We start from the raw sequence: 25,768 nt of genomic DNA, 5'->3' as shown, positions 1-25,768 counted from the left end.
ATCACACGGGGGTGAACTTCATCCCCGTGGCGCCGGACTGTTCCAGGGCCTGCTTGAGGTCCTCGGAGACGATGAGGGCCCCCGGCCAACCCCAGGTCCGGAACATCCGAGCACCTCCGGCCTTCGTGGGGTCGATGCGCAGACCCGCGATGGAAAAGTAGGTCCCGAGCTTCTCGGGCATACCGTCCTCCGGTTCCCAGTAGCGGACCTCGGAGGAGCGGGCGTCATCGATGCACCGGATGAGCCGAAGAGCGTTCAGCACGAGGTACTGGTCGGGCTGCGAGGGAATGTCGACCGGCAGGAACTGAACCTCGTCTGGGCTCTGCTCCGTGAGCAGGGATGCTACCCGGACGTGCACGATGGGAATGCTGTACGGCGCATGGGTGAAATCGAGCGGGCCTCCAGGTTCCTCGATGGCGACCTTCAAGCGGCCCTTCAGCGATAGAGGTGTTCCGCTCCTGAGCAGCGCCGGCTGCACCGGGACTCCATCCGGTCCGTCGAGGGTTCCCAACTCCCAGCGATTGGGCAGATACATGTCATCCGTGAGCTGGAAGTACCGCGTCGGCATGATGGAACGCTCCTAGCGCTGCGAGCCCGAAGTCACCAGTGTGTTGAGCCGCGTGCCGGGTGTCGAGACTTCACGCGCCAGGCGGTTCAGGGCCCGGGTCAATGCCTCGCGGCATTGGGCGACGCCACGACAGGTGCTCGTGGCCTCTTCGAGCGTGAAGAGGACCTGCTCATGGTACTCGCGTGGATGTGGTCCGCGGTGCGCTGGGACGGGGACGATGTTCTCAGGGTCCTTCAGCTCCATCCCAGCCCGTCTGAAGATGGCCTTGAATCTCGGCGTCCACGGCCCACCACGCGCAGCGGAGACGTCGTTCTTGTTCGTGGCGATGTGGTGCTTCTGTATGCGGCTCGCACCTTTAGAGCCACTGGCCGCCATCGCCACGGCATGCGGCGCCAGCGCGACGGTGAAGCCATCGGCCGTCATCGTCACCGACTCCACGCTTCCCAGGGCCGCGTAGCGATAGCCCGCCTGCGCCTCAACGGTCAGCGCCGCCTGCGAGGAACCTGGGAGCCTTGGCGCCTTCGCCGCCAGCCCCGCCGTATTCCCGATGGCCGCCGTGGCCAGCATGACGAAGATGCGCGCGGCGTTCTCCCCAAGCACCTCGCCGTAAGCCTCACCCGCCTCGCTGAGCTGCGCGAAGGTCCTGGCCCGGTCCACCTGGCGCACCAGCGCAATCCACCCATCCAGCAAGCGCCACACCGTGTCCACGCCCAGGTAGGCAATCGCGGTTGCCGTCACGAGAGCGGCAACACCCTTGCTCACCGGCTCCGGCAAGGCCCACAGCAGCAAGTACATGCTGACGGCCGCTGTCACCGTGGCCATCACGGCTTGCGGGTCTGCCATGTCGCGCAGAGCCTCAACCGTCTCGTCCCAGACCGAGTCCATGGCGATGGCCATCGCCAGCGTGTACTTTCCATCGCTGGCCAGCAGAGGGCCTTCATCCAGCAGCCGAAGGCAGTCACCCGGTTGCCGCTTCCGCACGCACCATTGGCCGTAGTCGCGCGTCAGCGCCTCGTCCGCATAGGCCATCAACAGGCGCGGACCGTCCGCGCGCTCCTCCACGGGAATCAGCCGCTGGCTTCGATGCTCGTACGCGTAGACCCCACTCCTGTCCGGTACACCGAAGCGCCGCCGCGCATCGCGCAGTGGATGCAGGGAGGGCCTCACATCCCGGGCCAATGACACCACGGCGGTCTCGAACGCCTCATCGTCCAACTCCACGGAACTGGCGCCTTCCGCATCACGCGGTGCGTGCACGATGGGCGCAGCCTCTCCCATGTCCAGACGCACCACACGCACCGTCGAGCACGCGGGCCCGATGAGCAGCAACAAGAGCATCCAAGACAGCCGCATGGGCATCCCCGTGGCCTCGATGCCATGCGAGGCGCCCCGTCAAACTAGCGGCGGTGACTGACTCGAATCGGGCAAGCTCCCCCAGGCATCAACAACACATGCGCCGTCCCCACGGGAGACTCGATGCCATGAAACCTCCACTCGAACTCTCCGAGGACCTCCGGCGGATGCTCCGCTCCCACGCACCGGGACTCGAGTCCGACATCGAGCGGTTCCTCGAAACGGCACCCGCCCCGTGTCTGTACATCCGCTCGGAGCGCGTCTCTCGCTCGCCCCTCCGGCCCTCCATCCTCCACAGGCTGCTAGGCCACAGGGCCGCGCAGCCCGTGCTCTCCGCGCTCGATAGCAAGTTCGGCGGCATTCCCTACGTCGAAGAGGCGGACCTGACGTGGGATGGCTTCCACTTCCTCGGGCAGCTCAACTTCGCTCAACTGAGTGACGCACCTGCCACATTGCCTCGCCGCGGCCTCTTCGCGCTCGATCGCAATCATCGTGTACCGGACTGCACCGCCAGCGCGTTCCGTGTGCGCTGGTATCCGGAACCGACCGAAGCGCGCGCCCGCCCTGTCTCGCCGCCTCGATGCATCGGCCGCTGGGAAACGCGGATGCAGTTCATCCCCGGCTGGTCACTCCCTGGAGGTGCTGAGTGGGAAGCGCCGCTACCTGCTGGGGTCACGCAACTCCACGAGGCATGGACCGCGTGGACGCCTTCAGGCTATCTGGAGGATGAGCAGCGCCCTGGCCTCCACCGACTGTCCGGCCACCGAAGCGCGGGGCTCGACGAGCCCTACTCCTTCGTGCCGCCTCCCGGGCGTGACAGTTCCCTTCGTGCGTACGCGCAACTCTTGCGCATCGACTTCGACAACGCCTCGGGATTCCACTGGGGCACGAACCAGGGCTACGTGCTGATTCACCCCGAGGACCTCGCCGCGAACCAGTTGGAGCGCGCGGTGGTGACCTGGGCCAATGCCTGAGTGGATTTGGAGGCACGCTCGCACGTCAGGCGAGTTCGACCTGCCAGCCAGGTCCTCCCACCTCCCCCGCTGAACGTGCAATACCTGCCCCCCATGTTCTCATGGAACCGCGTGGCGGGAGCGGTGCCCCCGGCGCTGCTGCGCATCCACTGACGCGAAGCAACAGGCGCTGTTCCTCTGGGTGCTACCCTCACGAACTCCACGGACATGACGGAGCCCTCCTCCAGCCCGCCCGAGCAGGACGACTACGGCATGTCCCTGCCGGCACTGGTCGTCCTGCGCATCAGCATCGTGTTCATCGAGCTGTTCACCCGGCTCTTCGACATCCTGGTACTGCTGCGCCGGCCCCGCTTGCTTCCGCCCTACCTGGGCCTGTGGCTGCGCGAGGTGCGCGTCTCGCCCTACCGCTTGAAGCGCTCGTTCGAAACGACGCGGGTCCTCCAAGCGAGCGGGCAGATTTTCAAGGAGCTGATGTACGGCGAGATGCCGGTGCACACGGGGGTGTGGCTCTTCTGGAAGGCGGGGCTGGGCCGTGGCTCGCGGCTGGTGGACCTGGGCGCGGGACGGGGCCGCACGCTGCTGGCCGCGCGTTGGCTGGGCGCGGAGGCCCAGGGCGTGGAGTTGATGCAGCACCACGTGGACCTGGCGCGAAAGTCCGTGGAGAAGGCAGGCGCGCAGCTCCTCGTGGGCGACGCGACCCGCGCGGACCTCCAGGACGCCACGCACGTCTTCACCAACTGGACGGCGCTGACACCGCAGACGCGGGCCCGGCTGGTGGAGCGCTTCCGCACCTGCCGCCCCGGCACGCGCATCCTCACCGTGACGCGGCCGGTGGAGGCCCCGGGCTTCACCGTCCTCTCCAAGCATCGGCTGCTCTTCACCTGGGGACTGGAGCACGTCTGGATTCAAGAGGTCCGCGACAATGTCGTTGGAGATACAACCAAATGACGCGGCTTCCTGTGACGCGGGCTCCATGCCTACGCTCCGCGCCACGACGCCGGGCCGACTGGGCTCAAGGCCCTGGGCTCGGGCGTCCAGGAGCTGAATCACATGAAGGCATGGATGACGGTGGTGTCGCTGGCGGTGGTTCCCCTCGCCGTGGGTTGCACGTCGTCGCGCGAGCTGACGCGGGCGCGCGTGGAGGCGAACACGCTGCGCAAGGACGCGGACACGCTGCGCGGAGAGAACGCGACGTTGAAGGAGCGCGTCAGCGAGCTGGAAGGGCAGTTGGCGAAGGTGCAGGAGGAGCGCGACACGCTGAAGGCCGCCGCGGAGAAGCCCCCGGAGCCCGTCGTCGCGCCCGCCGCGGGCAAGAAGCGCAAGAAGTAGCGTCCGCGAGGCCACGCCGATGACCGTGACGCGCACCACGGCGGTCCATGTCCACGACGGCTGCGACGTGTACGTGGGCCGGGCCTTCCGCGCCTATGCGAAGCCGAGCCCGCGCAACCCGGTGCCCGGCCGCTTCGGCAACCCCTTCAAGCCCGGAGGCGTGCGCACTCCAGGCGCCATGCTGCGCACCTACTTCGCGCCGTGGCTGGGGACGCTTCCGGAGGCGGAGCAGGAACGCATCCGCCAGGAAGCCCTGCGCCGCATGGGGCCGGACGAGGACGCCTTCGACGCGTTCCGTTGGTACCTGGCGCTGCGCACCCGGCATGACGCGGACCACCGCGCCGCCGTGCTGACGTTGCGTGGCAAACGCTTGGGCTGCTGGTGCAAGCCCGGCCCCTGCCACGCGGACATCCTGGCGGAGTGGGTGGATGCACAGCCGGCATAGCCAGCGCTATGTAGCGCCGCCATGCCCACCCTCATCCTCAGCGCGAAGGACCTCCGCAGTCTGTACACCGTCGAGCTCGGCCTCGCCGCCGTCGAGCGGGCCTTCCGTGCCCACGGGCTCGGCGAGTCGCTGATGCCGCCCAAGGTGTACCTGTCCCTGCCCGCCTACGACGGCGACTTCCGCGCCATGCCCGCGTTCCTCGACGGCGCCGCGGGCGTGAAGTGGGTCAACGCCCATCCGCGCAACCCGGAGAAGCACGGCCTGCCCACCGTCCGCGCCCTCTACATCCTCAGCGACCCGGACACCGCCTCGCCGCTGGCCATCCTCGACGGCACCCTGCTCACCGCCTGGCGCACCGGCGCCGCGGGCGGCGTGGCCTCCAAGTTCCTCGCGAGGAAGCAGCCGCGCACCCTGGGCCTCGTCGGCTGCGGCGTGCAGGCCCGCGTGCTCATCGACTCGCACCGCGCCCTCTTCGGCGACAGCCTGGAGCTGCTGCTCGCCGACACCTCCGAGGCCGCCGCCAAGGCGCTCCAGGCCGAGAAGGGCGGCCGCGTCGTCAGCACCCAGGAGGCCTGCGGCGCCGACATCGTCTGCACCGCCACCCCCGCCCGCGTCCCCGTGGTGAAGCGCGAGTGGTTCCAGCCCAGCGCCCACATCAACGCCATGGGCGCTGACGCTCCCGGCAAGCAGGAGCTGGATGCGCGCCTGCTCACCGAAGGCCGCGTCTTCATCGACGACACCGAGCAGGCCCTCCACTCCGGCGAGGTCAACGTGCCGCTGCATGACGGCCGCCTCCGCCCCGAGCAAATCGCTGGAACGCTGGGTGAAGTCGTCTCCGGCAAGAAGCCCGGCCGCACCAGCGATGCCGAAATCACCGTTTTCGACTCCACCGGCCTCGCGCTCCAGGACGTGGCCCTCGCTCGCGCCCTCTACGACGCCGCTCTGGCGCGAGGGCTCGGACAGCCCTTCGACATCGTCGGAAACGGATGACCCAGTGGGTCAGCCCTACCCCTTACATCTTGTAACCCATTCGAAACCCGCAGGACTGGACAGTTCCAGTAACCCAGGAGTATTCCCCTAATCGCGCAGTCCGGGGGGATGCTCTCAAAGCCGCAACAGCCACTCTGGGTGAAGCGCGGAGAGAGCGCTCGCCCAGCGCTGCCCTCGTGCGTCTGGAGCGCTCCTCCCGGAGGTCGCGCGGGGTGCCAATCCCGGCCCCCGCCTCTCTTCGGAGACCTCAGATGGCTCACGTCCCCCGGCGTCCCTCCTGGCGCCACCTCCCCGCGCTCTTGCTGCGGCTGGTGGCGCTCGTCCCGCTCGTCGTCGCCCTTCCCTCAGCCGCGCAGACACAGACGAACACCCAGTCCACGCAGCGGGCCATCAACTTCCTCAGCGCGGACGTGGTGCACTGGACGCAGGAGAACAACTGCGTGGCCTGCCACCGCCAGGGCGCGGTGGTGTACGGCCTGTCGAGCGCGCGCGCCAACGGCTACGACATGGACGCCGTCGTCAGCAACGGGCGCACCAACCTGGCCAACCTGGAGCTGCTGGCCCAGCGCATCCGCAACGACCAGCTCGCCAACGGCTCGTGGATTCACGAGGGCACCGCGTTCCGCTACGAGAAGACGTCCTTCTCCGTCTTCGGCCTGGCGGGCTACGACGAGAACGTCTCCACCCAGTACAGCAACGCGCTGGTGAACGCGGCCAACTGGGCGCTGACCACGCAGGAGCCCAGCGGCCGGTGGCCGAGCGACCACGCGCACTTCCCCGTGGACCACGGCAGCGTGTCCACCACCGCGCGCATCATGACGGGCATGGCCCAGGCGAAGCAGCGCGTGGACCCCGCGCGCGCGGCCACGTACCAGGCCGCGCTGGACCGCGCCGCCGCGTACCTGCGCGCCAACCTCAACAACAACGACACCAGCGCGCCCGGCAACGGAATGCCCTACACCTTCCAGGTGGCCTGGACGGTGCTGGGCCTCAAGGCCGCGGGCCCCGGCCTCAACGACGTCAACACCGGCGCCATCGACACCCTGGCCGAGCGGCTCATCACCCGCACGTCCCCCGGCAACGCGGGCTGGGGCAACCTGCCCAACGAGGCGGCCAACGACTTCGCCACCGGCAGCGCCATCTACGCGCTGTGCCTCGCGGGCCGCGAGCCCGCCACCGACCCGCGCCTGCGCAACGCGATTGAGTGGATGAAGACGCGGCAGTCCGCCGACGGCAGCTGGCGCACCGGTTCGGCCACCTTCGACATCCCCACCACCTTCGCGGCCCTGGGCCTGTCGTGCTTCGGTGACTTTAGCGTGCGCGTCTCCGTCGTCGGCGCGGAGCGGCAGGAGCTCCTGGTGGACAACCCGTCGCCGCAGCAGGCCACGTTCACCTTCACCGTGAAGAACCACGGCTATCAGGCGGACACGTACACGCTGAGCACCCAGGGCGGCCTGCCCGGGTGGACCGCGTCCGTGAGCCCCGTCACCCTCTTCCTGCCCGCGGGCGGCGAAGGCACCGTCACCGTCACCGTCCATGCGCCACCCCGGCTGCTGCCCGCGCTCACCTCCGCGGTGACGCTCATCGCTTCGTCCGGCGGCGCGCCCGGCGTCACCGGCTCCGCGCGCGTGGCGGCGTACACCCCGCCCCTGCCGCCCGTGACGGGCCTGCCCACCGTCACCACCATCGTGACGCCCGCGGCCAACGCGCGCGTCACCATTGGCAACGGCACCCTGCTGTCGGCGCGCGTGACGAACGGGGGCGCCATCGTCCCGGGCCCGGCCCATGGCGTCGTCACCTTCTACGTCGCGGGCGTGCCCGTGGGCGCGGACGTGGACGCGGATGGCGACGGCATCTACGCCTTCAACTGGGTGCCCGCGGTGGACAGCTGGACCATCACCGGCGCGCAGGACTACCGCGCGGTGTACTCCGGCGTGGAGCGGCAGGCCCCGCTGGCCAACCTGCTGGGCAGCACGGCGTCGAGCACCCTCATCATCGACCCGTTCCCCCACCTGACGCCCATGGTCACCATTGGCAACCCGCCGGCCTTCACGCGGGAGACGGCCCTGGACATCTGGGGCTACGCCACGCCGCGCGCGCCGGGCGCCGTCATCACCTACGCCGCGTTCATCATCAACGGCGGCGCGCCCATCGTCCTCACCCCGGGCAACGGCGGCCTCATCCACACCTCCATCACCCTGGAGGAAGGCCCCAACATCATCCAGATGACCGCGCGTGACAGCTTCGGCGGCGTCACCACCAAGCAGGTCAACCTCACGGTGGACCGGGTGGCCCCCATCCTCACCATCCTGTCGCCCGCGGAGAACGCCGCGGTGAACACGCCGGTGGTGACGGTGCGCTCGTCCGTGCAGGACCAGACGCCCGTGCGCGTGGAGACGCAGTGGGTGAACAGCTCGCTCCTGGAGTTCGGCAACGGCACCGTGGAGCACCCGGTGAACGTCAGCTACGGCAGCCAGGTCATCCTGGTGCGCGCCACCGACAGCGCCGGCAACGTCACCGAGAAGCTGCTGTACCTGTGGGTGGACGCGGGCACGCCCGTGGTGAGCACCCACTTCCCGGACGGCCAGCTCCAAGGCCCGCTGCCCAACGGCACCTTCCAGTACGCCATCAACGTGCAGACGGTCTCCGCCACCACGGTGCGCGTCAACGGCGGCCCCGCCCACAACCTGCCTCGCGGCGGCGGTCAGATTCAGACGTCGGTGACGCTGGCCCCGGGCGTCAACACGCTGGGCATCTCCGTCGTCAGCGAGACGGGCATGACGGCCAACCTCGTGCGCCGGGTGAACTACGACGTGCAGGCCCCCACGGCCACGCTGCTCAGCCCCGCCGCGGGCAGCACCGTCAGCGGCGCCCTCACCGTGCGCGCGCGCGTCACCGACAACTTCGGCCCGGTGACGAACGTGGGCTTCAGCCGCGACATGTCCGGCATCCGCGTAGGCACCCAGCAGTCGGATGGGACGTGGACGGCGCAGTTCGACACGCGGGAGATGGTGAACGGCGCGCACACCCTCGACCTGTGGATGAACGACGGCGTGGGCAACTTCGCCGTGCAGAGCTTCAACATCGTCGTCAGCAACTGACGCGGTGAGCGCAGGGCCCACCCTGGCATCCTGGGTGGGCTCCGGCGACGTGGAGCGCCGCGGCCGACACATGCGAGGCCGCGGCGGCCCGCCAGCCCCTGCGATGCACGCGGCCAGGGCGCTCCACGCGGTACGCGGCGCACCAACAGCCCGGTGCACGGACGCCCCGCCCCCGGCAGCAGCCCCCGAGCGGACACCTGCCACCTGTTTCAGTTTCAGGAGGGCAAGCGCGGCGCCAACCGGGAGCGGCCTGTCCGCCCCTCCCCATCGGGCATGCGGCCCCGCACGCAAGCCGTTCCCAGGTCGGCGCGAGGCAGCGCGGGGCTCCATCCCACGGCCGGGCGACGGCCAGCCCAGGGCCCCGGGCCCTCCCGCCCGGAATCAGGGCCTAACTTGGAGCCGCGTGGGTGCCCGACACGCAGCCAATGGCCTTCCCGGCATGGACGGCGCCCACGGGCGAGGCGGATTCGTCCGGGCGCTGCTGGGGAGCCTCACCGGCCCGGAGCAGCGCTTCTGGCTGCTCGTCGTCACGGTGGGGCTCATCGCGGGGTTGGGCGCGGTGGCGCTGCTCAAGGTGCTGCGCTTCACCCAGCAGCTCTTCTGGCGCAGCACGGGTGAGGACTTCCTGGCCGGCGTCGCGGCGGCCCCCACGTGGCGCCGGGTGCTCATCCCGATTCTCGGCGGCGCGCTGGTGACGCTGCTGACGCTCATCGTCGGCCGGCCCCTGCGGGGCCACGGCACCGCGGGCATCATTGAATCCATCTGGGTGAAGTCCGGCCGCCTGTCGCTGCCGCGCTCGCTGCTGCGGGGGCTGGTCTCCATCCTCGCCGTGGCGATGGGCGCGCCGCTGGGCCGCGAGGGCGCGCTGCTGTCCACCGGCGCGGCCAGTGGCTCGTCGCTGGCCCGCTGGCTGCGGCTGGGCCCCGGCCAGGCCCGCCTGCTGGTGGCCTGCGGCGCGTCCGCGGGCATGGCCTCCGCGTACAACGTCCCCATTGGCGCGGCCCTCTTCGGCCTGGAGGTGCTGCTGGGCAGCTTCGCGCTGGAGCTGTTCGGCCCCATCGTCGTCTCGTGCGTGGTGGCGACGCTCGTGTCACGCGGCCTCATCGCGGACCACCCCAGCTTCGTGATTCCCCACTACACGCTGCTGCACCCGCGCGAGCTGGTGCTGGCCATGCTGCTGGGCGTGGTGCTGGGCGCCGCGTCCGCCTTCTACGTGCGCGGCATCAACGTCATGTCGGACCTGCTGGACCGGGCCGCCGCGTGGCTGGCGCCCTTCCTGCCCCTGCTGTCCATGTCAGTGGTGGGCATGACGGCGGTGTGGCTGCCGCAGCTGCTGGGCAACGGCTATGACGCGGTGAACGCGGCGCTGCTCGGCAAGCTCTCCCTGGCCCACCTGCTGCTGCTTCCGCTGGCGAAGCTGGCCCTCACCGCCACCTGCGCCGGCGCCGGCGTGCCTGGCGGACTCTTCACCCCATCCCTCTTCTACGGCGGACTGCTGGGCGGCGCCTTTGGCATGCTCGCCGAATGGGTGCTGCCCGGCGGCGCGCCCAGCGGCGCCTACGCGCTGCTGGGCATGGGCGCGGTGCTGGCGGGCACCACGCACGCGTCGGTGTCCGCGGTGCTCCTCATCTTCGAGCTCACCGGCGACTACCCGCTGGTGCTGCCGCTGATGCTCAGCGCGGTGGTGTCCGCGGTCGTCAGCCAGCGCCTGGAGCCGGAGTCGCTGTACACCTCCGTGCTCAACCGCCGCAACGTGCGCGTCCCCGCCACCGTGCCGCACTGGCTGCGCCAGGAAGGCGCCCGCGCGCTGCTCAAGCCCGTGCACCAGCGCGTACCTCCGTCGGCGCCGCTCCAGCAGGTGCTCGCGTTCCTGCTGGAGCAGCCCCTGGGCCAGGACCTCTACGTCACCGATGAGGCGGGCCGGTACCGGGGCGCGCTGGTGCTCGACCAGTTGAAGGGGCATCTGCCGGACCACTCACAGCTGCACGCCACCATCGCCGCGGACGTGATGGACATGCGCGTGCGCCCGATTACCCCTGGCCTGTCCTTGAGCGAGGTCGCCGCCCGCTTCACGGAGACCTCCCTGGAGCGGCTTCCCGTCGTGGACGGAGAGCGGCGCCTGCTGGGCACAATCTCCAAACAGGACGTGTTGAGGCAAGGGACCTTCTGAGGAACGCGGCGTGGAAGACAGACGGATGCTGCACGGACCGGCGCGCGCATGGAGCATCGTGCTCATAGGCCTGCTGTGCATGGTGCTGAGCATCGTCCTGCTCCGCCGCCCACCGCCCGAAGTCCCTGATGTCACCCCACCTCCCTCCCGCCCCCTCACCCCCGAAGAGCGCCGGGCCATGTACCGCGCGTGGCCCCTGTTCGAAGGCTGGCCCTTGCCACAACTGCCGCCGGAAACGCCCGTCCCTGGAAACGAAGCACCGCCCCCAGGCGACGCGCGCCGCCCCGACGAAGCACCGCGATGACGCCGGGCAATGCCTGTCGCGTGAATGCGTGTGATTCACCGCCAGCACGGCATCCAGCGAATGTCTGGCGTGTCATGTCAATCGCGCTGGAGCCGTACACGCGGCGCGTCAGCGCGATGAACATGGATTGCGCATGTGTCTCGATTGCCTCGGGGCGAAGTGGCCTCGGGGTGGGGTGTGACCCTCACGTGAAGATGATGGCTGTCATGCCTCCAAGACAGGCATGCGCTCACTTCCTCGGGCGCTTTGCTTGCATGAATACCCAGAGCGGTATCCTTCGAGCGAGCCCCCATGCCCTCACACGCCGCTTCTCCTGCCTTGCCGCGCGCCGCGCTCGCGCGCTTCACGTTCTTCCTCATCGCGGTGACGGGGCTGCTGCTCGCCGGGCCCACACGCGCGGCCACCAACGCCGAGTCCGCGCAGCGCGCCATCAACTACCTCAGCGCGGACGCGGCGAACTGGTCGGTGCGTTTCGGCTGCACGTCGTGCCACCGCCACGGCGCGGCGCTGTTCGGCCTCGCGAACGCGCGCACCACCGGCTACGACCTGGACGCGCTCACGTACAACGGGCGCACCAACCGGGAGAACCTGGAGTTCATCGCCGGGCGGCTCGTCTCCGAGCAACGCGCGGACGGCTCGTGGTTCCACGAGGGCATCTTCTATCCCAACGCGAAGACGAGCTACTCCGCCTTCGGGCTCGCGGGCTACGACGCACACCTGGGCACGCGGTACTCGGACGCGTTGGTGCTGGCCGCGGACTGGGCGCTGACGCAGCAGGAGGCCACCGGCCGCTGGCGCGAGGACTTCCCCTTCTACCCGGTGGGCTACGGCCACGTCGGCGTCACCGCGCGGATGATGACGGCCATTGCCCAGGCCCGGCAGCGCGTGGACCCGGCCAAGGCCTCGCAGTACCAGGCCGCGCTGGACCGGGCGGCCGGCTACGTGCGCGCGCACATGAATGACTGGACGGATGGCCCGGCCACCGACGGCCAGCGCTACACGCACCAGGTGGCGTGGGCCATGGTGGGACTCAAGGCCGCCGGCCCGGGCACCAACGCGGTGAACACCCAGGCCCTGGAGACCCTGGCCACGCGGCTCCTGACCACGCGCGCGGGCGGGGGCGCGCCGGGCTGGGGCTCGCTGGAAGGCGACGTGCCGGACGAGTTCGCCACCGGCATCTCCCTGTATGCGCTGTGCCTCGCGGGCCGGAAGCCCGGCGCGGATGGGCGCATGTCGGAGGCGCTGGAGTGGCTCAAGGCGCGGCAGGCGATGAACGGGGGCTGGGGCGCGGACACGCGCTATCCGGACATCCCCACGACCTTCGCCTCGCTGGGGCTGGCGTGCTTCGGAGACTACAGCGTGAGCGTCACCGTGAGCGGCGGGGCACGCCGGCCCTTCGAGCATGATTTGCCGCGCATCCAGTCCGTCACCTACCCCATCACGGTGCGCAATCATGGCTACCGGACGGACAGCTACCGGCTGAGCACCCAGGGCGGGCTCACCGGTTGGACGGCGACGCTGAGCCGCACCACGCTGGAGCTGGCACCAGACACCGAGGCCACCCTCACGCTCACCATCACCGCGCCGGAGGGGCTGGAGCCATCGCTCACCTCGGACGTCATGGTGGTGGCGGCCTCCCAGGAGGCGGAGGGCGTGAAGGGCTCGGTGCGCGTCACCACCTACACCAACCCGCCGCCGCCCACCAACGGCGTGCCCACCGCCACCACGCTGCTTTCGCCCATGGACGGACAGCTCACGGTGGCGCTGAACAACACCCTGTCCGCGCGCGTGGTGGATGACCGCGGCTGGGAGGCGCGAGGCCCGGGCATGGGCGTGGTGACGTTCTCCGTGGCGGGCGTCACGGTGGGCGCGGACAACGACGCGGATGGGGACGGCGTCTACTCCTTCGTGTGGCGTCCGCGCGCCTCCACCTGGAGCGAGCTGGGCGTGCAGGACCTGCGCGCGGTGTACTCGGGCGTGACGCTGGCGCCCGCGCGGGAGAACCGGCTGGGCAGCTCCGCGTCGTTCTCGGTGGAGGTGCACCCGTCCCCCTTCCCCGCGCCGTCGGTGACGCTGTGCGGACTGCCGGGCTTCACGGACGCGCTGACGCTGGAGGTGTGCGGCTTCGTCACGCCGCTGGCGGCGGGCGCGGAAATCGACTCGGCCACCTTCGTCATCCAGGGCGTCAGCCACCCGGTGGCCCCCGACCCCAGCGGCGGCTACGTGGACACGGTGCTGCCGCTGGTGGACGGGCCCAACGTCATCCGGCTGGTGGCCACCGACTCGTTCGGCGGCATCGCCAGCGAGGAAGCCGTGGTCATGGTGGACAACACCGCGCCGGAGCTCACCTTCCGTTCACCGGCCAACGGCGCGGCCCTGCGCTCCTACAGCGTGGACGTGCGGATGGTGGTGCGTGACTGGTCGCCGGTGCGCGTGGAGACCAACTGGGTGCAGGTGACGGACGTGCCCGCGGGCGGCGGAGACGTGACGCACCGGGTGGACCTGTGGCCGGGGGAGAACCTCATCCTGGTGCGGGCCACGGATTCGGTGGGCCACGTCACGGAGCGGATGCTGACGGTGTGGGTGGACGCGGAGGCGCCGTGGGTGTCCACGGGCCTTCCGGATGGGTGGCTCGTCGGGCCGCAGCCGGGGAACGCGATGCCCTACGACATCGGCGTGTACTCCGCGTCCGCCACCACGGTGACGCTGTCCACCGGGCGGACGTACACGCTGCCCCGGGGCGGCGGCGGCGTGCAGGCGACGCTGGACCTGGTGCCCGGGGACAACGCGTTCACCATCGATGTGACGAGCGAGACGGGCATGCGCGCCACGCTGTCGCGCACGGTGCGCTACGACGACGCCGCGCCGGTGGCCTCACTGCGGCTGCCGGTGCCGGGGCAGACGTACAGCGGAGTGATTCACCTCACCGCGCGGGTGACGGACGCGGTGAGCGGTGTGCGGTGGGTGGCCTTCACGCGGGATGGCTCCGGCATCCGGGCCGCCACGCTCCAGCCGGACGGCACCTGGACGGCGGAGCTGGACACGCGCGAGCTGGTGGACGGCGAGCACACCGTGGAGGTGTGGATGGATGACCCGGCGGGGAACTTCGCCATCCAGACGTTCCCCTTCGTCACGCGGAACCAGCCGTAGGCTACTTCTTCTTGTGCTGCATCGCCGAGGCGATCAGGTTCATCAGCTTCAACTGCACCGTCGTCAGCTTGCGCAGGTTGCGCATCAGCCGCCGCATCTCCGGCGTGTCCTCCTCGCGATTCTTCGCGGCGGCCTTCTCCTTCACCGGCGGCGGGGCGGTGAAGCCCTCGCCCAGCCCCAGCAGTTCGTGAGGAGGCACGTTCAGCACCATGCACAGCCGGCGTAGGTTCTGGACGCTGGGCAGCATGTGGCCGCGCTCCAACCGCCCGTACACCTCCGACGCCATGCCAATGCGCTCGGCGACGTCCGCCTGCGTCAGCCCCATCCGCACCCGGGCGGCCCTCGACGCGGCCCCCAGCATGCTCGCCAGTTCTGTGTCCATGCGTGTGTCAGTCCACGGAAGAAGGGCCGGCCCAGCTAACCCTCAAGGTCGGGTACTTTCACCATACCTTCCGCGTTTTTTCAAAGCGCTCGCGCGCCTCAGCGAGCGGGGGTGCTCTCCGCCGCATCCAGCAGCAGCCGGCGACGCTCCGCGGCGGTGAACAGCGACGCCAGCGGCAGTCCCAGGAAGAAGGCGTGCACCACAATCTGGGGGAACTGCGGCACGTCCAGGAACCACGGATACGAGCCACGCCCGATGAACTGGAAGTTCACCAGCCACACGAAGATGCCGTAGAGCATGCCCACCGCGGCCTGGAACTCCCAGCGGCTGCGCCCGTCTGGCGGCAGGAACGCATCCAGCACGGAGTAGAAGAGCCCCACCACCGCGGAAATCATCAGGTGGACGCCCATGCCCAGCAGCAGGGCCGTGCTGTCGGAGACCGAGGCCGTGAAGGCGGACGGCCCCAGGAGCACCCCGGCGGACATGCGCACCGGACGCATCGGGTTGTCCCCCGACGCCACCGCCAGCACCACCTCCGCCAATGCCAGCACCACGCCCGCGGCCATGCCAAAGAGCAGGCCATTGGTGGCGGACCAGGGAGTGTACCTCCGCCGAGCCATCCTTCCTCCTTGCCAGGGCCCGCCGCATGCTCGGCCCTGCGTTCAACCTGGACATGCCCGGCACAGGCGGGCAGCCACGACGCGGCGGGGGTCCGCGACGCCGCCTCCCTGGCCGGCCACCGGGCCGGCCTCGCATTTCCAAGCCGCGCCCCGCTCCCGGGACATTCGCGTCACGCCCCCCCGGATGGGACCTGGCCAGGCGGCCCTCGAAAGGCCGCCAAACAGTGACTCCCGGGACTTCGAGCCTGTCCTTTCTTCTGCCTCCGCGGTCGCCAGCCTGTAACTCCTGCAGCCCGGGTCACCCCGCACCTGCCCCAGCTTGTTGAAAATCCAAGCGACGGAGGGTGGGCACGCCGTTGGCATACGAAGCACCCCCGAAAGGACGAAGGACCACCGGGATATGCCGCAGCTCCGCCAACGACAGGGCCCTCACCGCGTGCATTACGCACCCCAAGCGTGGCGGGAGGTGGGCCGCATGACGGCGGAGACGTTCCATGCACTCCAGCAGGTGCTGGAGCGCCTGGGCGACCCGGCCCTGCGCGAGTCCCAAGCGGCCAATGGCCTGGTGGCGCGGCATGTCGTGCCGCAGCACGGGCTGGAGCTGGAGTACGCGTGGGACGAACGCTCACGCACGCTCACCCTGCTCGGCCTCGCCCGCGTCCCCAACGAGCCCTGAGCGGATCCGCTCGTGGCCGGGGATAGTGTTTGAGCTTCAACCTTCTTGGCGGTTTTCTCGGTTGGCCCCAGGACGAGGCGCCGCGCCCGGCGTAGAGACAAGGCGCTGGGGGCGCGCGGGCAACGTGCGCTCCTTCACGAGCCGCTCGGGCGCCGGTGAGGCGGGGGCTTACCTCCGCGCCGGACGCCTCCCTACCTTGGACGGGTGATGTTCCAAATGGCCGAGGAACGGAGTCACCCGCGAGAGGAAGGCGGGGCCCATCCACGCTGGAAGTCCCGTGCCTGGACCGAGCTGGAGACGGCGCGCGCGCGCGTGCTGGCGATGCTCGGCGGGCTGCCCGAGGACGCGCTGCGCCGTCAGCATTCGCCGCTCATGTCGCCGCTCGTCTGGGACGTGGCGCACGTGGCCAACTACGAGGAGCAGTGGCTGCTCCGGGCGCTGGGGGCGCCGGCCATCACCGACCCGGCGTTCGACGCCATCTATGACGCCTTCCGGCACCCGCGCTCCACGCGCGCCGAGCTGCCGCTGCTGCCACCCGAGGCCGCCTTCGCCTACGCGCGGCGCGTGCGGGAGGCGGTGCGCGAGCACCTGCACCGGCTGCCCGAGGACAGCACCGCGCCGCTGCTGGCCGGCGGCTACGTCTTCGGCATGGTGGCGCAACACGAACAGCAGCACGCGGAGACGCTGGCCGCCACGCTGCAGCTCATGACGTCGCCGGCGTACCACGTGCCCTCGGCGCGCCCGCGGCCCCGGCCCGGCGCCGTGCCGCAGGCGGAGGTCTTCATCCCCGGCGGCGAGGTGCGGCTGGGCAGCACGTCACCGTGGGCCTACGACAACGAGCGGCCCGCGTTCTCCCAGCACGTCGCCCCATTCCTGATGGACGCGCACCCCGTCACCAACGGCGACTACCTCGTGTTCGTGGAGGCGGGTGGCTACGAGGACCCGCGCTGGTGGCACCCCAAGGGCTGGGAGGTCGTCCAGGCGGAAGGGCTGAAGTCCCCGGGCTTCTGGCTGCCCCAGGGCAACCACACCTGGCTGCGGCGGCGCTTCGACCAGGTGGAGCCGCTGCCCAAGGACGAGCCGGTGCAGCACGTGTGCTGGTACGAGGCGGACGCCTACGCGCGCTGGGCCGGCAAGCGGCTGCCCACCGAGGCCGAGTGGGAGAAGGCCGCGCGCGGCAGCGACGGCCGCCCCCGCGAGTACCCCTGGGGCGACACGCCGCCCACCCGCGCTCACGGCAACCTGGACGGAGGCACGTGGGGCCCGGCGCCGGTGGGCAGCTACCCACAGGGCGTCAGCCAGGACGGCGTCTGGGGACTGCTGGGCGACGTGTGGGAATGGACCGCGAGCGACTTCCGCCCGTACGCGGGCTTCAACGCCTTCCCGTACCCCGAGTACTCCGAGGTGTTCTTCGGCGAGTCCTACAAGGTTCTCCGGGGAGGCGCGTGGGCCAGCGCACCGGTCGCGGTGCGCAACGGCTTCCGCAATTGGGACTTCCCCAACCGCCGGCAGATTTTCGCCGGCTTCCGCTGTGCACGGAACGCGAGGTGAGGTGAGGCGATGCGGGTGACGACGGTACCGACGGTGGCGACTCCGGGTGAAGACGCGCAGCACACGCCGGGAGTCCAGGTGGACGTTTACGTGAAGCCGGGCGACGCGAAGCGCGCCCTGCGGGAAGAGGCGCTCCAGGGCCTGTGCGGCACGCCCAAGGAGCTGTCTCCCAAGTGGCTCTACGACGAGCGCGGCAGCCAGCTCTTCGACGACATCACCCGGCTGCCGGAGTACTACCCGACGCGGCGCGAGCGGGAAATCCTGCTGGCCCACGCCGGTGACATCGCCCGCTTGAGCGGCGCGGACACGCTCATCGAGCTGGGCAGCGGCACCAGCGAGAAGACGCGCCTGCTCCTGGACGCGCTGGAGGAGGCGGGACAGCTGGCGCGCTTCGTCCCCTTCGACGTGAGCGAGGCCTTCCTGCGGCGCGCGGCGTCGGGCCTGGCGCGCGAGTACCCGGGCATCACCGTGCACGCGGTGGTGGGCGACTTCGAGCGCCACCTGGGCCAGCTCCCCCACGGCGGCCGGCGGCTGGTGGCCTTTCTGGGCGGCACCATCGGCAACCTGAAGCCGGCGCAGCGCGCGCTCTTCCTGAGGCAGCTCTCCGCCGGGCTGCAGCCGGGAGACGGGCTGCTCCTGGGCACCGACCTCATCAAGGACCGCGAGCGGCTGTACGCCGCCTACAACGACAGCGCGGGCGTGACGGCCGAGTTCAACCGCAACGTGCTCAAGGTGCTCAACCGCGAGCTGGGCGGGGACTTCGACCCGGACGCCTTCGAGCACTTCGCGCCCTTCGACGAGAAGAACGCCTGGATTGAGATGCGCCTGGTGTCCCGGCGCGAGCAGACGGTGTGGCTGTCCACGCTGCGCAAGCAGGTGGACTTCGCCGAAGGGGAGGTGCTGCGCACGGAGGTGAGCTGCAAGTTCCACCAGCGGCAGGTGGCATCCGAGCTGTCGGCCGCGGGACTCACGCTGGCCGAGTGGTGGACGGACGCCGCGAGCGACTTCGCCCTCTCCCTGGCCTTCAAGCGCTGAGGCGGGGTGTTGCTTTCAGGGGCGCGGGGCGGGGACTCACCCCGCCTTCGCGCCCTTCGCGGTGCTTCAGCGACGCGGGTTGCGGCGCGACGAGCCGCCGCGCACGGGAATGGGCACCGGCTGCGCGGACGGCCGCGTCCAGGCGGCCCAGAGCGCCCCCAGCCCGGCGGCCACGAGGCCGCCCACGGCGATCAGCTGCTCTCCCACGGGTGCGATGTCCACGGTGGCGAACGGGAGGGGGAGCATTCCGGAGAACGACATGCGGGGACTCCTTGCGAGGGCACTGCGTGGAGGTCCTGGATGGGTCCGAGGCGAGCACCCAACGCAGTCCGGGAGGGTGAGGTTAGAGATTCGTGACGGCCAGGGGAAGTCCCGGAGCGTCAATGTCGGCGTGGCGTGCACGGAAGTGCACCCTGAAATGCATAACGTTGGGACACCCGAGCCGCGCCAGATGTTCACGAAGCGGTAACGGAAGCCTGCCCGCCTGCATCGACTCCGCCAGGAGGTGACACTCCCACCTGCCTCGACGTGTGATTGTCTTGGACGCGCGGTGCTGCTCGCTATGGCAGCGCGCCCTGGACCTGGATTTCGCGGCAGGCCTCGGTGGCACGCAACACATCCTCGGCGGACGCGCCCGGCAAGCTGGCACAGAGGAACAAGTCATTGCCCACGCGCCGCGCGCCGAAGAAGCCAGGGGCTTCCGGGCCCACGCCCCCGTCCGCCAGCTTGGGCGCCAGGGTGATGCGCAGCAGCGAGTAGCGCTCCGTCTCTTCTTCCTGGTCCAGTGAGAGCTCGAAGCCCTTCAGCTCCTCGCGGACGCGGTCGGCCAGGGTGTCCACGGAGGGCAGCTGCTCGCCGTCTCCGCGCCGCAGGTCCACCCGCAACACGGGCTGGCCGGGCGGGCCCGCCTGGAAGCTCTCATCCGGCGCCACCAGCGCGGACCAGCCGTCCGGCAACGGCACCTTCACACCGGAGCGGATGGAGGACGGACGGCCGTCATCCTCTCCGGTGCCGGAAGCAGCATCCTCCTGGCCACAGCCCTTGCAGCCGCCCAGGAGGGTGAGCGCCAGCAGTGAGGCTGGCGCCATGTGCTTCCAGGAACGCACGTCTACTTCTTCTCGCCACCCGGAGGCGGAGGCGGACGGGCGCCAGCGGTGCCCAGGTTCTCCATCTTCAGCGAGCCCTCGAAGATGACACCGCGGTCCATGGACAGCGACGGCGTCTCGAGGTTGCCCTTCACGCGGCCGGGCGTCTTCAGCTCGATGATCTGCGTCGCCTTCACGTTGCCTTCGACCTGGCCGTTGATGATGACGGTGCCAGCCTGGATTTCGGCCTGGACCTTGGCGCCATCCCCAATGACGAGCACGTCCTTGGTGATGATCTGCCCCTGGAACTTGCCGTCGATACGGACCTGCCCTTCGAAGGTCAGCTTCCCTTCGAACTCGCTCCCCTTGCCCAGAAGCGTGTGGACCTCACCAGAACGCTGCGACACGGATTCCTCCTCCCGCCTGAACAGAGGCTTGCTGGATGATTCGTCTTTTTTCCCGCCAAGGAGCGCCACGTCCTACTCCTTCCTGAGAAGCTTCAAGAGCCGGTCGAGGTCATCGTACGAGAAGAAGTCCACCTCGATGGTGCCCTTTCCGGGGCTTCGTTCGGTGAGCCGGACCTTGGTACCCAGTCGCCGCTGAAGCTCCTCCACCAGTGCCTTCACCTGCGGGCTCTGCTTCGGTGCCGCCTTGCCCGCGTCCTTCTTCCCGCTGGAGCGACTCTGCTGGACCAGCCGCTCCGTGTCACGCACGGAGAGCTTCTTGTCCGCGACTTGCTTGGCCAGGTTCTGCAGCTCCGGCAGCCGCGGCACGCCCAGGAGCGCGCGCGCATGGCCCATGCTGAGCGAGCCATCCGCCACCATGCCCTTGACGTCCGCGGGCAGCGCCAGCAGGCGCAGGGCGTTGGCCACCGTGGAGCGCTCCTTGCCCACGCGCACGCTGACCTGCTCCTGCGTGAGCTTGAACTCCTCCACCAGGCGCTTGTAGCCCTCCGCCTCTTCGATGGGGTTCAGGTCCGAGCGCTGGAGGTTCTCCACCAGCGCCAGTTCGAAGGCCTGGACCTCCGTCACGTCGCGGACGATGGCGGGCACTTCCTTGAGGCCGGCGGCCTGGGACGCGCGCCAGCGTCGCTCGCCCGCGATGATGCGGTAGCCGTCACTGGCCTTGCGGACGAGGATGGGCTGGAGCACCCCCTGCGCCTTGATGGACTCGGTGAGCTCCTGGAGCTTCTCCTCGTCGAAGTAGCGGCGCGGCTGGTCCTTGTCGCGGTGGATGGACTCGATGGGGAGCTTGAGGACGCCGGCCTTCGGGGCCTGCTCGCCCTTGCCGGCCCCGGTGGCGCCCGCCTGGGGGATGAGGGCGGACAGCCCGCGTCCCAGGGCCCGCTTCTGCATGTCTGCTTTCACCACGTCGTGACTCCAGCCAGGGCGCGGCTCAAGCCACGCGCCTGCGAGGGCTCTTGGGGGTGTCCCGCTTCATCAGCTCGCGGCCCAGCGCGAGGTAGCTCTCACACCCCTTCGACTTGATGTCGTACAGGATGATGGGCTTTCCGAAGGAGGGGCACTCGGACAGGCGCACGTTGCGCGGCACGATGACCTCGAACACCTGCTTCTTGAAGTACCCGCGCACCTCTTCGACGACCTGGTGGGCGATGTTGGCCCGCGAGTCGAACATGGTGAGGAGGATGCCCTCCATCTTCAGGTCCGGGTTGAGCCCCTGCTTCACCAGGTCGATGGTGTGGGTGAGCTGAGAGAGTCCCTCGAGCGCGTAGTACTCGCACTGGAGCGGGATGAGGACGGAGTCCGCGGCGGCCAGCGCGTTGAGCGTCAGCAGGCCGAGCGACGGCGGACAGTCGATGATGATGTAGTCGTATTCGGAGGCCAGCGGGCGCAGGGCGTCGCGGAGGCGGAACTCGCGGTTGTCCTGGTTGACCAGCTCGACTTCGGCGCCGGTGAGGTCCGGCGTGGCGGGCACCACCTGGAGGTAGCGCAGCTCCGTGGGATGGAGCAGCTCCTGGATGGGCCGGTCATTGAGCAGCGCTTCGTAGATGGTGCCGGTGATGTTGTCCTGCTTGATGCCCAGGCCACTGCCCGCGTTGCCCTGCGGGTCCATGTCCACCAGCAACGTGCGGCGCTCCGCGGAGGCCAGGCTCGCGGCGAGGTTGATGGCGGTGGTGGTCTTCCCGACGCCGCCCTTCTGGTTGGAGATGCAGATGATACGACCCACGGTGGCCCATCCTCTCTCTCCCCGGCCGTAGGCCAGGGCCCCGCGCGTGATGCAGTGCACGGTTGCGCGCTGATCCACGCTGCTAGCACGCGGTTTGGTATCGGATCAAATTCACGGCGAGCCTTGCTTCCCTGCTCTCTTCTCGGGGGTTTGCGCGGACCTGGAGGCCGGTGGCGGGTGCCCGGAAGAGGCCTGGAGACTGGCCGGGTGTGCCTCCTTATATAAGGAGGCGGTGCGCCGGGGTGCCAGTCGAACGAGGCCACGGAGGGCCCGTGTCAGCCCCCTATATAATGATGCGGCCGAGCCGCCGGTCCGTGGCCCCCCCACCGGGCCGCACCTGTTCCGCTCCGCCGTGGCCACGGCGCCCCCAGGCTGGAAACGCCGTGTTCCTCGTGGAACCCCGCGGCCGTGCAGCGAGTGAGCAGGCGGGAAGGAAGCCCTCGCGGAATAAAGCGTGCCGAGTCTGCTTACGGAGTTCGCGGACCTTTGGGCCAGTTTTCAGGGGGTCGGCGGCGGTGGACTTCGAGCGGAGCCCGCGAACATGCGTCGCGTTCGCGCGCGAGGCCGGGCTTCTCGGTTGCCTGAACGTGGAAGCCGCCGCGCGTTTCGAGCCGCCGCGTGTGTCCGAGGGCCCCTGCCCTCACGCCGTGATGCCGTCGCGGGCAGTGGGTGCGTTTCGCACGATGCTCGCGTGAGGCTGCGGCCGGGGTTGCCGGTTGGCGCGCGCTGATTGCTTCGGCGCATCACACGCGATCGGTGGTGGGCCGTCCTCGGGCACGACGCGGTGCCATTGGCAGTGTTCGGTCCGGTAGTGCCGCAACCGACTGGCTTGGCGCTGCCCATCTGCGTGGAGCAACCGATGCATCGCCTCGCAGATCCGCGCGGCGCCGGTTCCGGCGAGACCTTGGCACTTCAGCTGCGCTTTCTCGGACGCGCGACGTGGCACCGTTGCTGAGCGTCGCTCCCGAGATGCGCGCGGTAAGCCAGATGAGTGCAGCGAACGCGCGCACCCGACTGGAAGCGCCCCATGCCGAGCAGTGGAGCCATGCCGCCACCCCATGCGACGCGCGTTGAAGCGGTCCAGGCCATGCCGAGTGCAATCAGCACGCGTCGATGAATCACCGGTTCGGGTGACGATGACACGCCTCCTCCTGTTCCGCGTGGAACGGGCGAGCGCGTCCTGCGCATGGCGACGGCGGTTTCACATGAGCCTTGATGTCAGCCGTCCGCATGCGCCTCGCCACCGGCGGTCCACATGGCCACGCACATCGGTTCCGCCTTGGCTGCGGACTCCCGCCGCGCAGCCCTACCCTCTTGGAATCGCGCGCGACGCGTCTGACCAAGTCACATGATCGAAGCGGACTCCAGGCGAGGACCCATCCCCCCTCACTTCCACCAACGACCGCAGGCATCGCATCGACGAGGTCAGTCCACGTGTCGGCCCAGCTCAGCGGACTCACCGCTCGGGACGGGCAGCGGTCGAGCCGAAGCACGCCGCGACGAACGGCGATGCGGATGGCGACTCACACCTGCACGAGGTTTCCGTCGCAGGGAGGATCATCAGGGACACACATCCAATGGCGGCAGGTGAGGAACTCCATCGGACTTCGCCAACCCCGGCGATTTCGTTTCGTGCCCTCCAAGTGAGCCGGAGGCGAGCCGCTCGACATGGGTACGCAGCGCCAGACGTCGCATCGATGAGGTTCTGCGTCCGGTGGCACCACGGGGAGCTCCACGCCCACTGAGCGCCTCACGAATCACGAGCTGGCTTGCCGTCACATCGATGCCTCAGCCGAGGTGCCATGGCTTCCCCTCAGGAACAGGGACCGGATAGCGCTCCGCCAAGCGGAACGGAGTGGTGTGAGCCGCAGATTCTCCGCGGTCACATGGCGCCCGGTTCTGCATTGAGTCAGGGCTTCAGGGTGACATGCGACCGTGCCGATGACGTGGCCCGAATTGCTGCTCGTCCACACCGACTGCTCCACACGGGGCTTCCCCTGTTGAGCCGGGGCGCACGACAAACGTCCACCGTACCGATGCAGCAGCACGAGGGCAGTCCGTACTCGCCACTTGCACCACACGGGACTCGCACTTCGTGCCCATGAGCCCCGGAAGAGGTGCCGCCGTACCGGTGTCGCAGTCTGCTCGCGCAGCTCAGATGAGCTGAGCGACGGAGCCGCCGCGATGGGCGAACCCTCCGCGACGTGTTGCCCGAGGGCCTCGCGAGCGCCAGGCAGGGCAGGACGAGCGACAGCAGGACGGAGCGGTTCGCTGAGAAGTGCATGCGCGCGGGGGCACCTCGAGAGTGCACGACGCGCGTGGATGCCATCACCTCCGTGGTGGATTTCATGCTGAACGGACCGCGCGTCCCCACAGGAGGCCCCTCGTGCCGGGGGAGCCGGAGTCACTCCCGTAGCTCGCTGTTCGGAAATGTCGGGGGTTTTGCGCCGCGAAATCTCCCGACATTTCCGAACAGCGAGCTGCCGAGGTGCGCCCCGGCCCTTGGGGCGCCTCGCCTCATCGCGTGCCTCAAAAGGGCTGTGCGATTGCGTCGCCCCAGTGGGCCAACCCACCGGCTGCATCGCGAGTAGAAATGGCCTCCAGGAGGGGGGCTCTCTTACCAGGCTGCGATGGACCGCTCGCGCAGGTCGAGCGAATGCATACCGGACATGGCAGGCGGTACCTCCTCTCACTCAACAGTCTCCGCCTGCTCGCTTCATCCGCACGCCGCGATGAGTGGCGGCATGTCCCTGCCATCTGAGCCACACGAACCTCGGCATTGATGAGCATGAACTCCGGACCACATGTGGCCGGGCTGACGTCGCGGTCTGCGGCGGCTCCAGTCCTCGCAGACTGCATCACGCGACACTCGCGCCTCGGCGCGCAGAGACTCCGGACCGCATGTGGCCGGACAGACGTCACGGAGCGAGTTGCCGTCGGGCCTCGTCGGCTGCGTCACACGGAACTCGCGCCTTGGTGATCATGAGTTCCGAACGACCGCGGCCCTACGGACGTCGCAGGCTGAGTTGCCACCATGTTTCGCCGACTGCATCACGAGCCGTTCACGACTTGGTGAGCGTGGACTCCGGACGGCGAGCCCCTGCGCCCCTCGGTCTGAGTTGCGGTCGCTCCGCGTCGACTGCTCCCCGCGGAACGCGCGTCTCATGCCCATCGCTTCAAGACGCCACGCGACCATACCGACGCCGCAGCCCATCCACGTCAGCACGACTTCTCGCCGTCTGCGCCATCGGCTCGCGCCTGGCGCCTCGTTACGCATGAACTCGGACGACATGCAGGTTCGCCAACGAGACAGCCCGAACCTCCCCCCATCCTCGCCACTGGCTCCATCTCTTGGACTCGTACCTGATTGGCGAATGCGTTCCCGATAGTGAGCAGCCGCGCCGATGCGGCAGTTCAAGCCACTGTCCATCGTCGCCGCGAGCTCCGAACGGGACTCGCACCTGGTGACCATCACGTCAGGACAGCGCGCGACGGTGCCGATGCGGCAGTTCGAGCTGTCTCCGGTAAGCCCCCAAGCTCCACGGGGGCCTCGCACCGCATCCCCCCCGAATACCCGGCGACATTCGGTCGTCCCGATACGACAGTCCGCGTCGCCGACAGTCCTCGCCCCACTTTCCACACCGCCATCGCGTCCCATCCGCGCGGGAACGAGGCGGCATCATCTGACCGAGCCGAATGCGGCAGTGGCAGCCACCGCCGGTCTGAACCAACCAATCCAGCTGAACTCGCAGCTCGTCCAAGCATGTGGTGGCCCGCGCTCGCGCAGACACGGCGGTCCCAGCCGTCGCCAGTCCGCACCACCTGCTCCACTTGGCTCGCAGCGCACC

Annotated in this window: 20 protein-coding genes; 11 read left to right on the top strand and 9 right to left on the bottom strand. The window is 69.5% G+C overall.

The genetic code is table 11. The features are described 5' to 3' along the window. Nucleotide 1: 1 nt before the first annotated feature. Together BLU09_RS20235 and BLU09_RS20230 are read right to left on the bottom strand one after the other, a co-directional pair. Nucleotides 2–568, bottom strand: a complete 567-nt coding sequence (locus tag BLU09_RS20235; RefSeq protein ID WP_090491185.1) for an imm11 family protein — start codon at nt 566–568, stop codon at nt 2–4. Nucleotides 569–580: 12 nt separating this feature from the next. Further along, the gene (locus tag BLU09_RS20230; protein ID WP_090491274.1) at nt 581–1,921 is read right to left on the bottom strand and encodes an AHH domain-containing protein; all 1,341 of its coding nucleotides are present in this window, start codon (nt 1,919–1,921) and stop codon (nt 581–583) included. Nucleotides 1,922–2,049: 128 nt separating this feature from the next. Between BLU09_RS20230 and BLU09_RS20225 the strand changes: the two genes are divergently transcribed. From BLU09_RS20225 to BLU09_RS20185, 8 genes are all read left to right on the top strand, one after another. Continuing rightward, complete coding sequence (locus tag BLU09_RS20225; RefSeq protein ID WP_167371120.1) at nt 2,050–2,895, top strand: DUF1963 domain-containing protein; 846 nt, start codon at nt 2,050–2,052, stop codon at nt 2,893–2,895. 207 nt (nt 2,896–3,102) lie between these two features. Continuing rightward, nucleotides 3,103–3,843 carry a class I SAM-dependent methyltransferase gene (locus tag BLU09_RS20220; protein WP_244171884.1) on the top strand — a complete coding sequence of 247 codons (741 nt, stop codon included), beginning with the start codon at nt 3,103–3,105 and terminating at the stop codon, nt 3,841–3,843. 102 nt (nt 3,844–3,945) lie between these two features. Further along, nucleotides 3,946–4,224 (top strand): hypothetical protein, encoded by a 279-nt coding sequence (locus BLU09_RS20215; RefSeq protein WP_020480693.1) that lies wholly within the window; start codon nt 3,946–3,948, stop codon nt 4,222–4,224. 19 nt (nt 4,225–4,243) lie between these two features. Beyond that, nucleotides 4,244–4,669, top strand: coding sequence for a DUF4326 domain-containing protein (locus BLU09_RS20210; RefSeq protein ID WP_090491183.1), 426 nt, complete (start codon nt 4,244–4,246; stop codon nt 4,667–4,669). Nucleotides 4,670–4,690: 21 nt separating this feature from the next. Beyond that, on the top strand, nt 4,691–5,659 hold the full coding sequence (locus BLU09_RS20205; RefSeq protein ID WP_090491182.1) for an ornithine cyclodeaminase family protein: 969 nt from the start codon (nt 4,691–4,693) through the stop codon (nt 5,657–5,659). 176 nt (nt 5,660–5,835) lie between these two features. After that, nucleotides 5,836–8,760, top strand: a complete 2,925-nt coding sequence (locus BLU09_RS20200; RefSeq protein WP_090491181.1) for an Ig-like domain-containing protein — start codon at nt 5,836–5,838, stop codon at nt 8,758–8,760. A 439-nt stretch (nt 8,761–9,199) separates the two neighbouring features. Then, on the top strand, nt 9,200–10,930 hold the full coding sequence (locus BLU09_RS20195; RefSeq protein WP_244171882.1) for a chloride channel protein: 1,731 nt from the start codon (nt 9,200–9,202) through the stop codon (nt 10,928–10,930). Nucleotides 10,931–11,525: 595 nt separating this feature from the next. Beyond that, nucleotides 11,526–14,384 carry an Ig-like domain-containing protein gene (locus BLU09_RS20185; protein WP_090491178.1) on the top strand — a complete coding sequence of 953 codons (2,859 nt, stop codon included), beginning with the start codon at nt 11,526–11,528 and terminating at the stop codon, nt 14,382–14,384. 1 nt (nt 14,385) lies between these two features. Here BLU09_RS20185 and BLU09_RS20180 read toward each other — a convergent pair whose 3' ends face one another. Beyond that, a complete protein-coding gene (locus BLU09_RS20180; RefSeq protein WP_090491177.1) occupies nt 14,386–14,766 on the bottom strand; it encodes a helix-turn-helix domain-containing protein in 381 nt (126 codons plus the stop codon). Between the two features lie 98 nt (nt 14,767–14,864). Beyond that, nucleotides 14,865–15,386, bottom strand: coding sequence for a hypothetical protein (locus BLU09_RS20175; protein ID WP_090491176.1), 522 nt, complete (start codon nt 15,384–15,386; stop codon nt 14,865–14,867). A gap of 475 nt (nt 15,387–15,861) precedes the next feature. Between BLU09_RS20175 and BLU09_RS20170 the strand changes: the two genes are divergently transcribed. From BLU09_RS20170 to egtD, 3 genes are all read left to right on the top strand, one after another. Continuing rightward, nucleotides 15,862–16,062, top strand: a complete 201-nt coding sequence (locus BLU09_RS20170; protein ID WP_090491175.1) for a hypothetical protein — start codon at nt 15,862–15,864, stop codon at nt 16,060–16,062. A gap of 207 nt (nt 16,063–16,269) precedes the next feature. Next, entirely contained in the window at nt 16,270–17,613 is a 1,344-nt protein-coding gene (gene egtB, locus BLU09_RS20165) for an ergothioneine biosynthesis protein EgtB (protein ID WP_186817871.1), read from the top strand. Between the two features lie 9 nt (nt 17,614–17,622). Further along, nucleotides 17,623–18,648 carry an L-histidine N(alpha)-methyltransferase gene (gene egtD / locus BLU09_RS20160; protein WP_090491173.1) on the top strand — a complete coding sequence of 342 codons (1,026 nt, stop codon included), beginning with the start codon at nt 17,623–17,625 and terminating at the stop codon, nt 18,646–18,648. Between the two features lie 66 nt (nt 18,649–18,714). On the opposite strand, the gene BLU09_RS20155 is transcribed toward egtD, so the two are convergent. The 5 genes from BLU09_RS20155 to BLU09_RS20135 form a co-directional block, all read right to left on the bottom strand. Then, nucleotides 18,715–18,909, bottom strand: a complete 195-nt coding sequence (locus tag BLU09_RS20155; protein ID WP_090491172.1) for a hypothetical protein — start codon at nt 18,907–18,909, stop codon at nt 18,715–18,717. A gap of 299 nt (nt 18,910–19,208) precedes the next feature. Further along, nucleotides 19,209–19,754, bottom strand: a complete 546-nt coding sequence (locus tag BLU09_RS20150; RefSeq protein ID WP_090491171.1) for a hypothetical protein — start codon at nt 19,752–19,754, stop codon at nt 19,209–19,211. Nucleotides 19,755–19,756: 2 nt separating this feature from the next. Further along, nucleotides 19,757–20,209 carry a bactofilin BacM gene (bacM, locus tag BLU09_RS20145; RefSeq protein ID WP_011557381.1) on the bottom strand — a complete coding sequence of 151 codons (453 nt, stop codon included), beginning with the start codon at nt 20,207–20,209 and terminating at the stop codon, nt 19,757–19,759. Between the two features lie 3 nt (nt 20,210–20,212). After that, nucleotides 20,213–21,103, bottom strand: coding sequence for a ParB/RepB/Spo0J family partition protein (locus BLU09_RS20140; RefSeq protein ID WP_090491170.1), 891 nt, complete (start codon nt 21,101–21,103; stop codon nt 20,213–20,215). Nucleotides 21,104–21,128: 25 nt separating this feature from the next. Further along, nucleotides 21,129–21,920, bottom strand: a complete 792-nt coding sequence (locus BLU09_RS20135) for a ParA family protein (RefSeq protein WP_090491169.1) — start codon at nt 21,918–21,920, stop codon at nt 21,129–21,131. Nucleotides 21,921–25,768: the final 3,848 nt, after the last annotated feature.

It is taken from the genome of Myxococcus virescens (genome assembly GCF_900101905.1).
Lineage (GTDB): Bacteria > Myxococcota > Myxococcia > Myxococcales > Myxococcaceae > Myxococcus > Myxococcus virescens.
The sequence above is the reverse complement of the archived record's forward strand: the minus strand, read 5'-3'. Positions and strand labels throughout refer to the sequence as shown.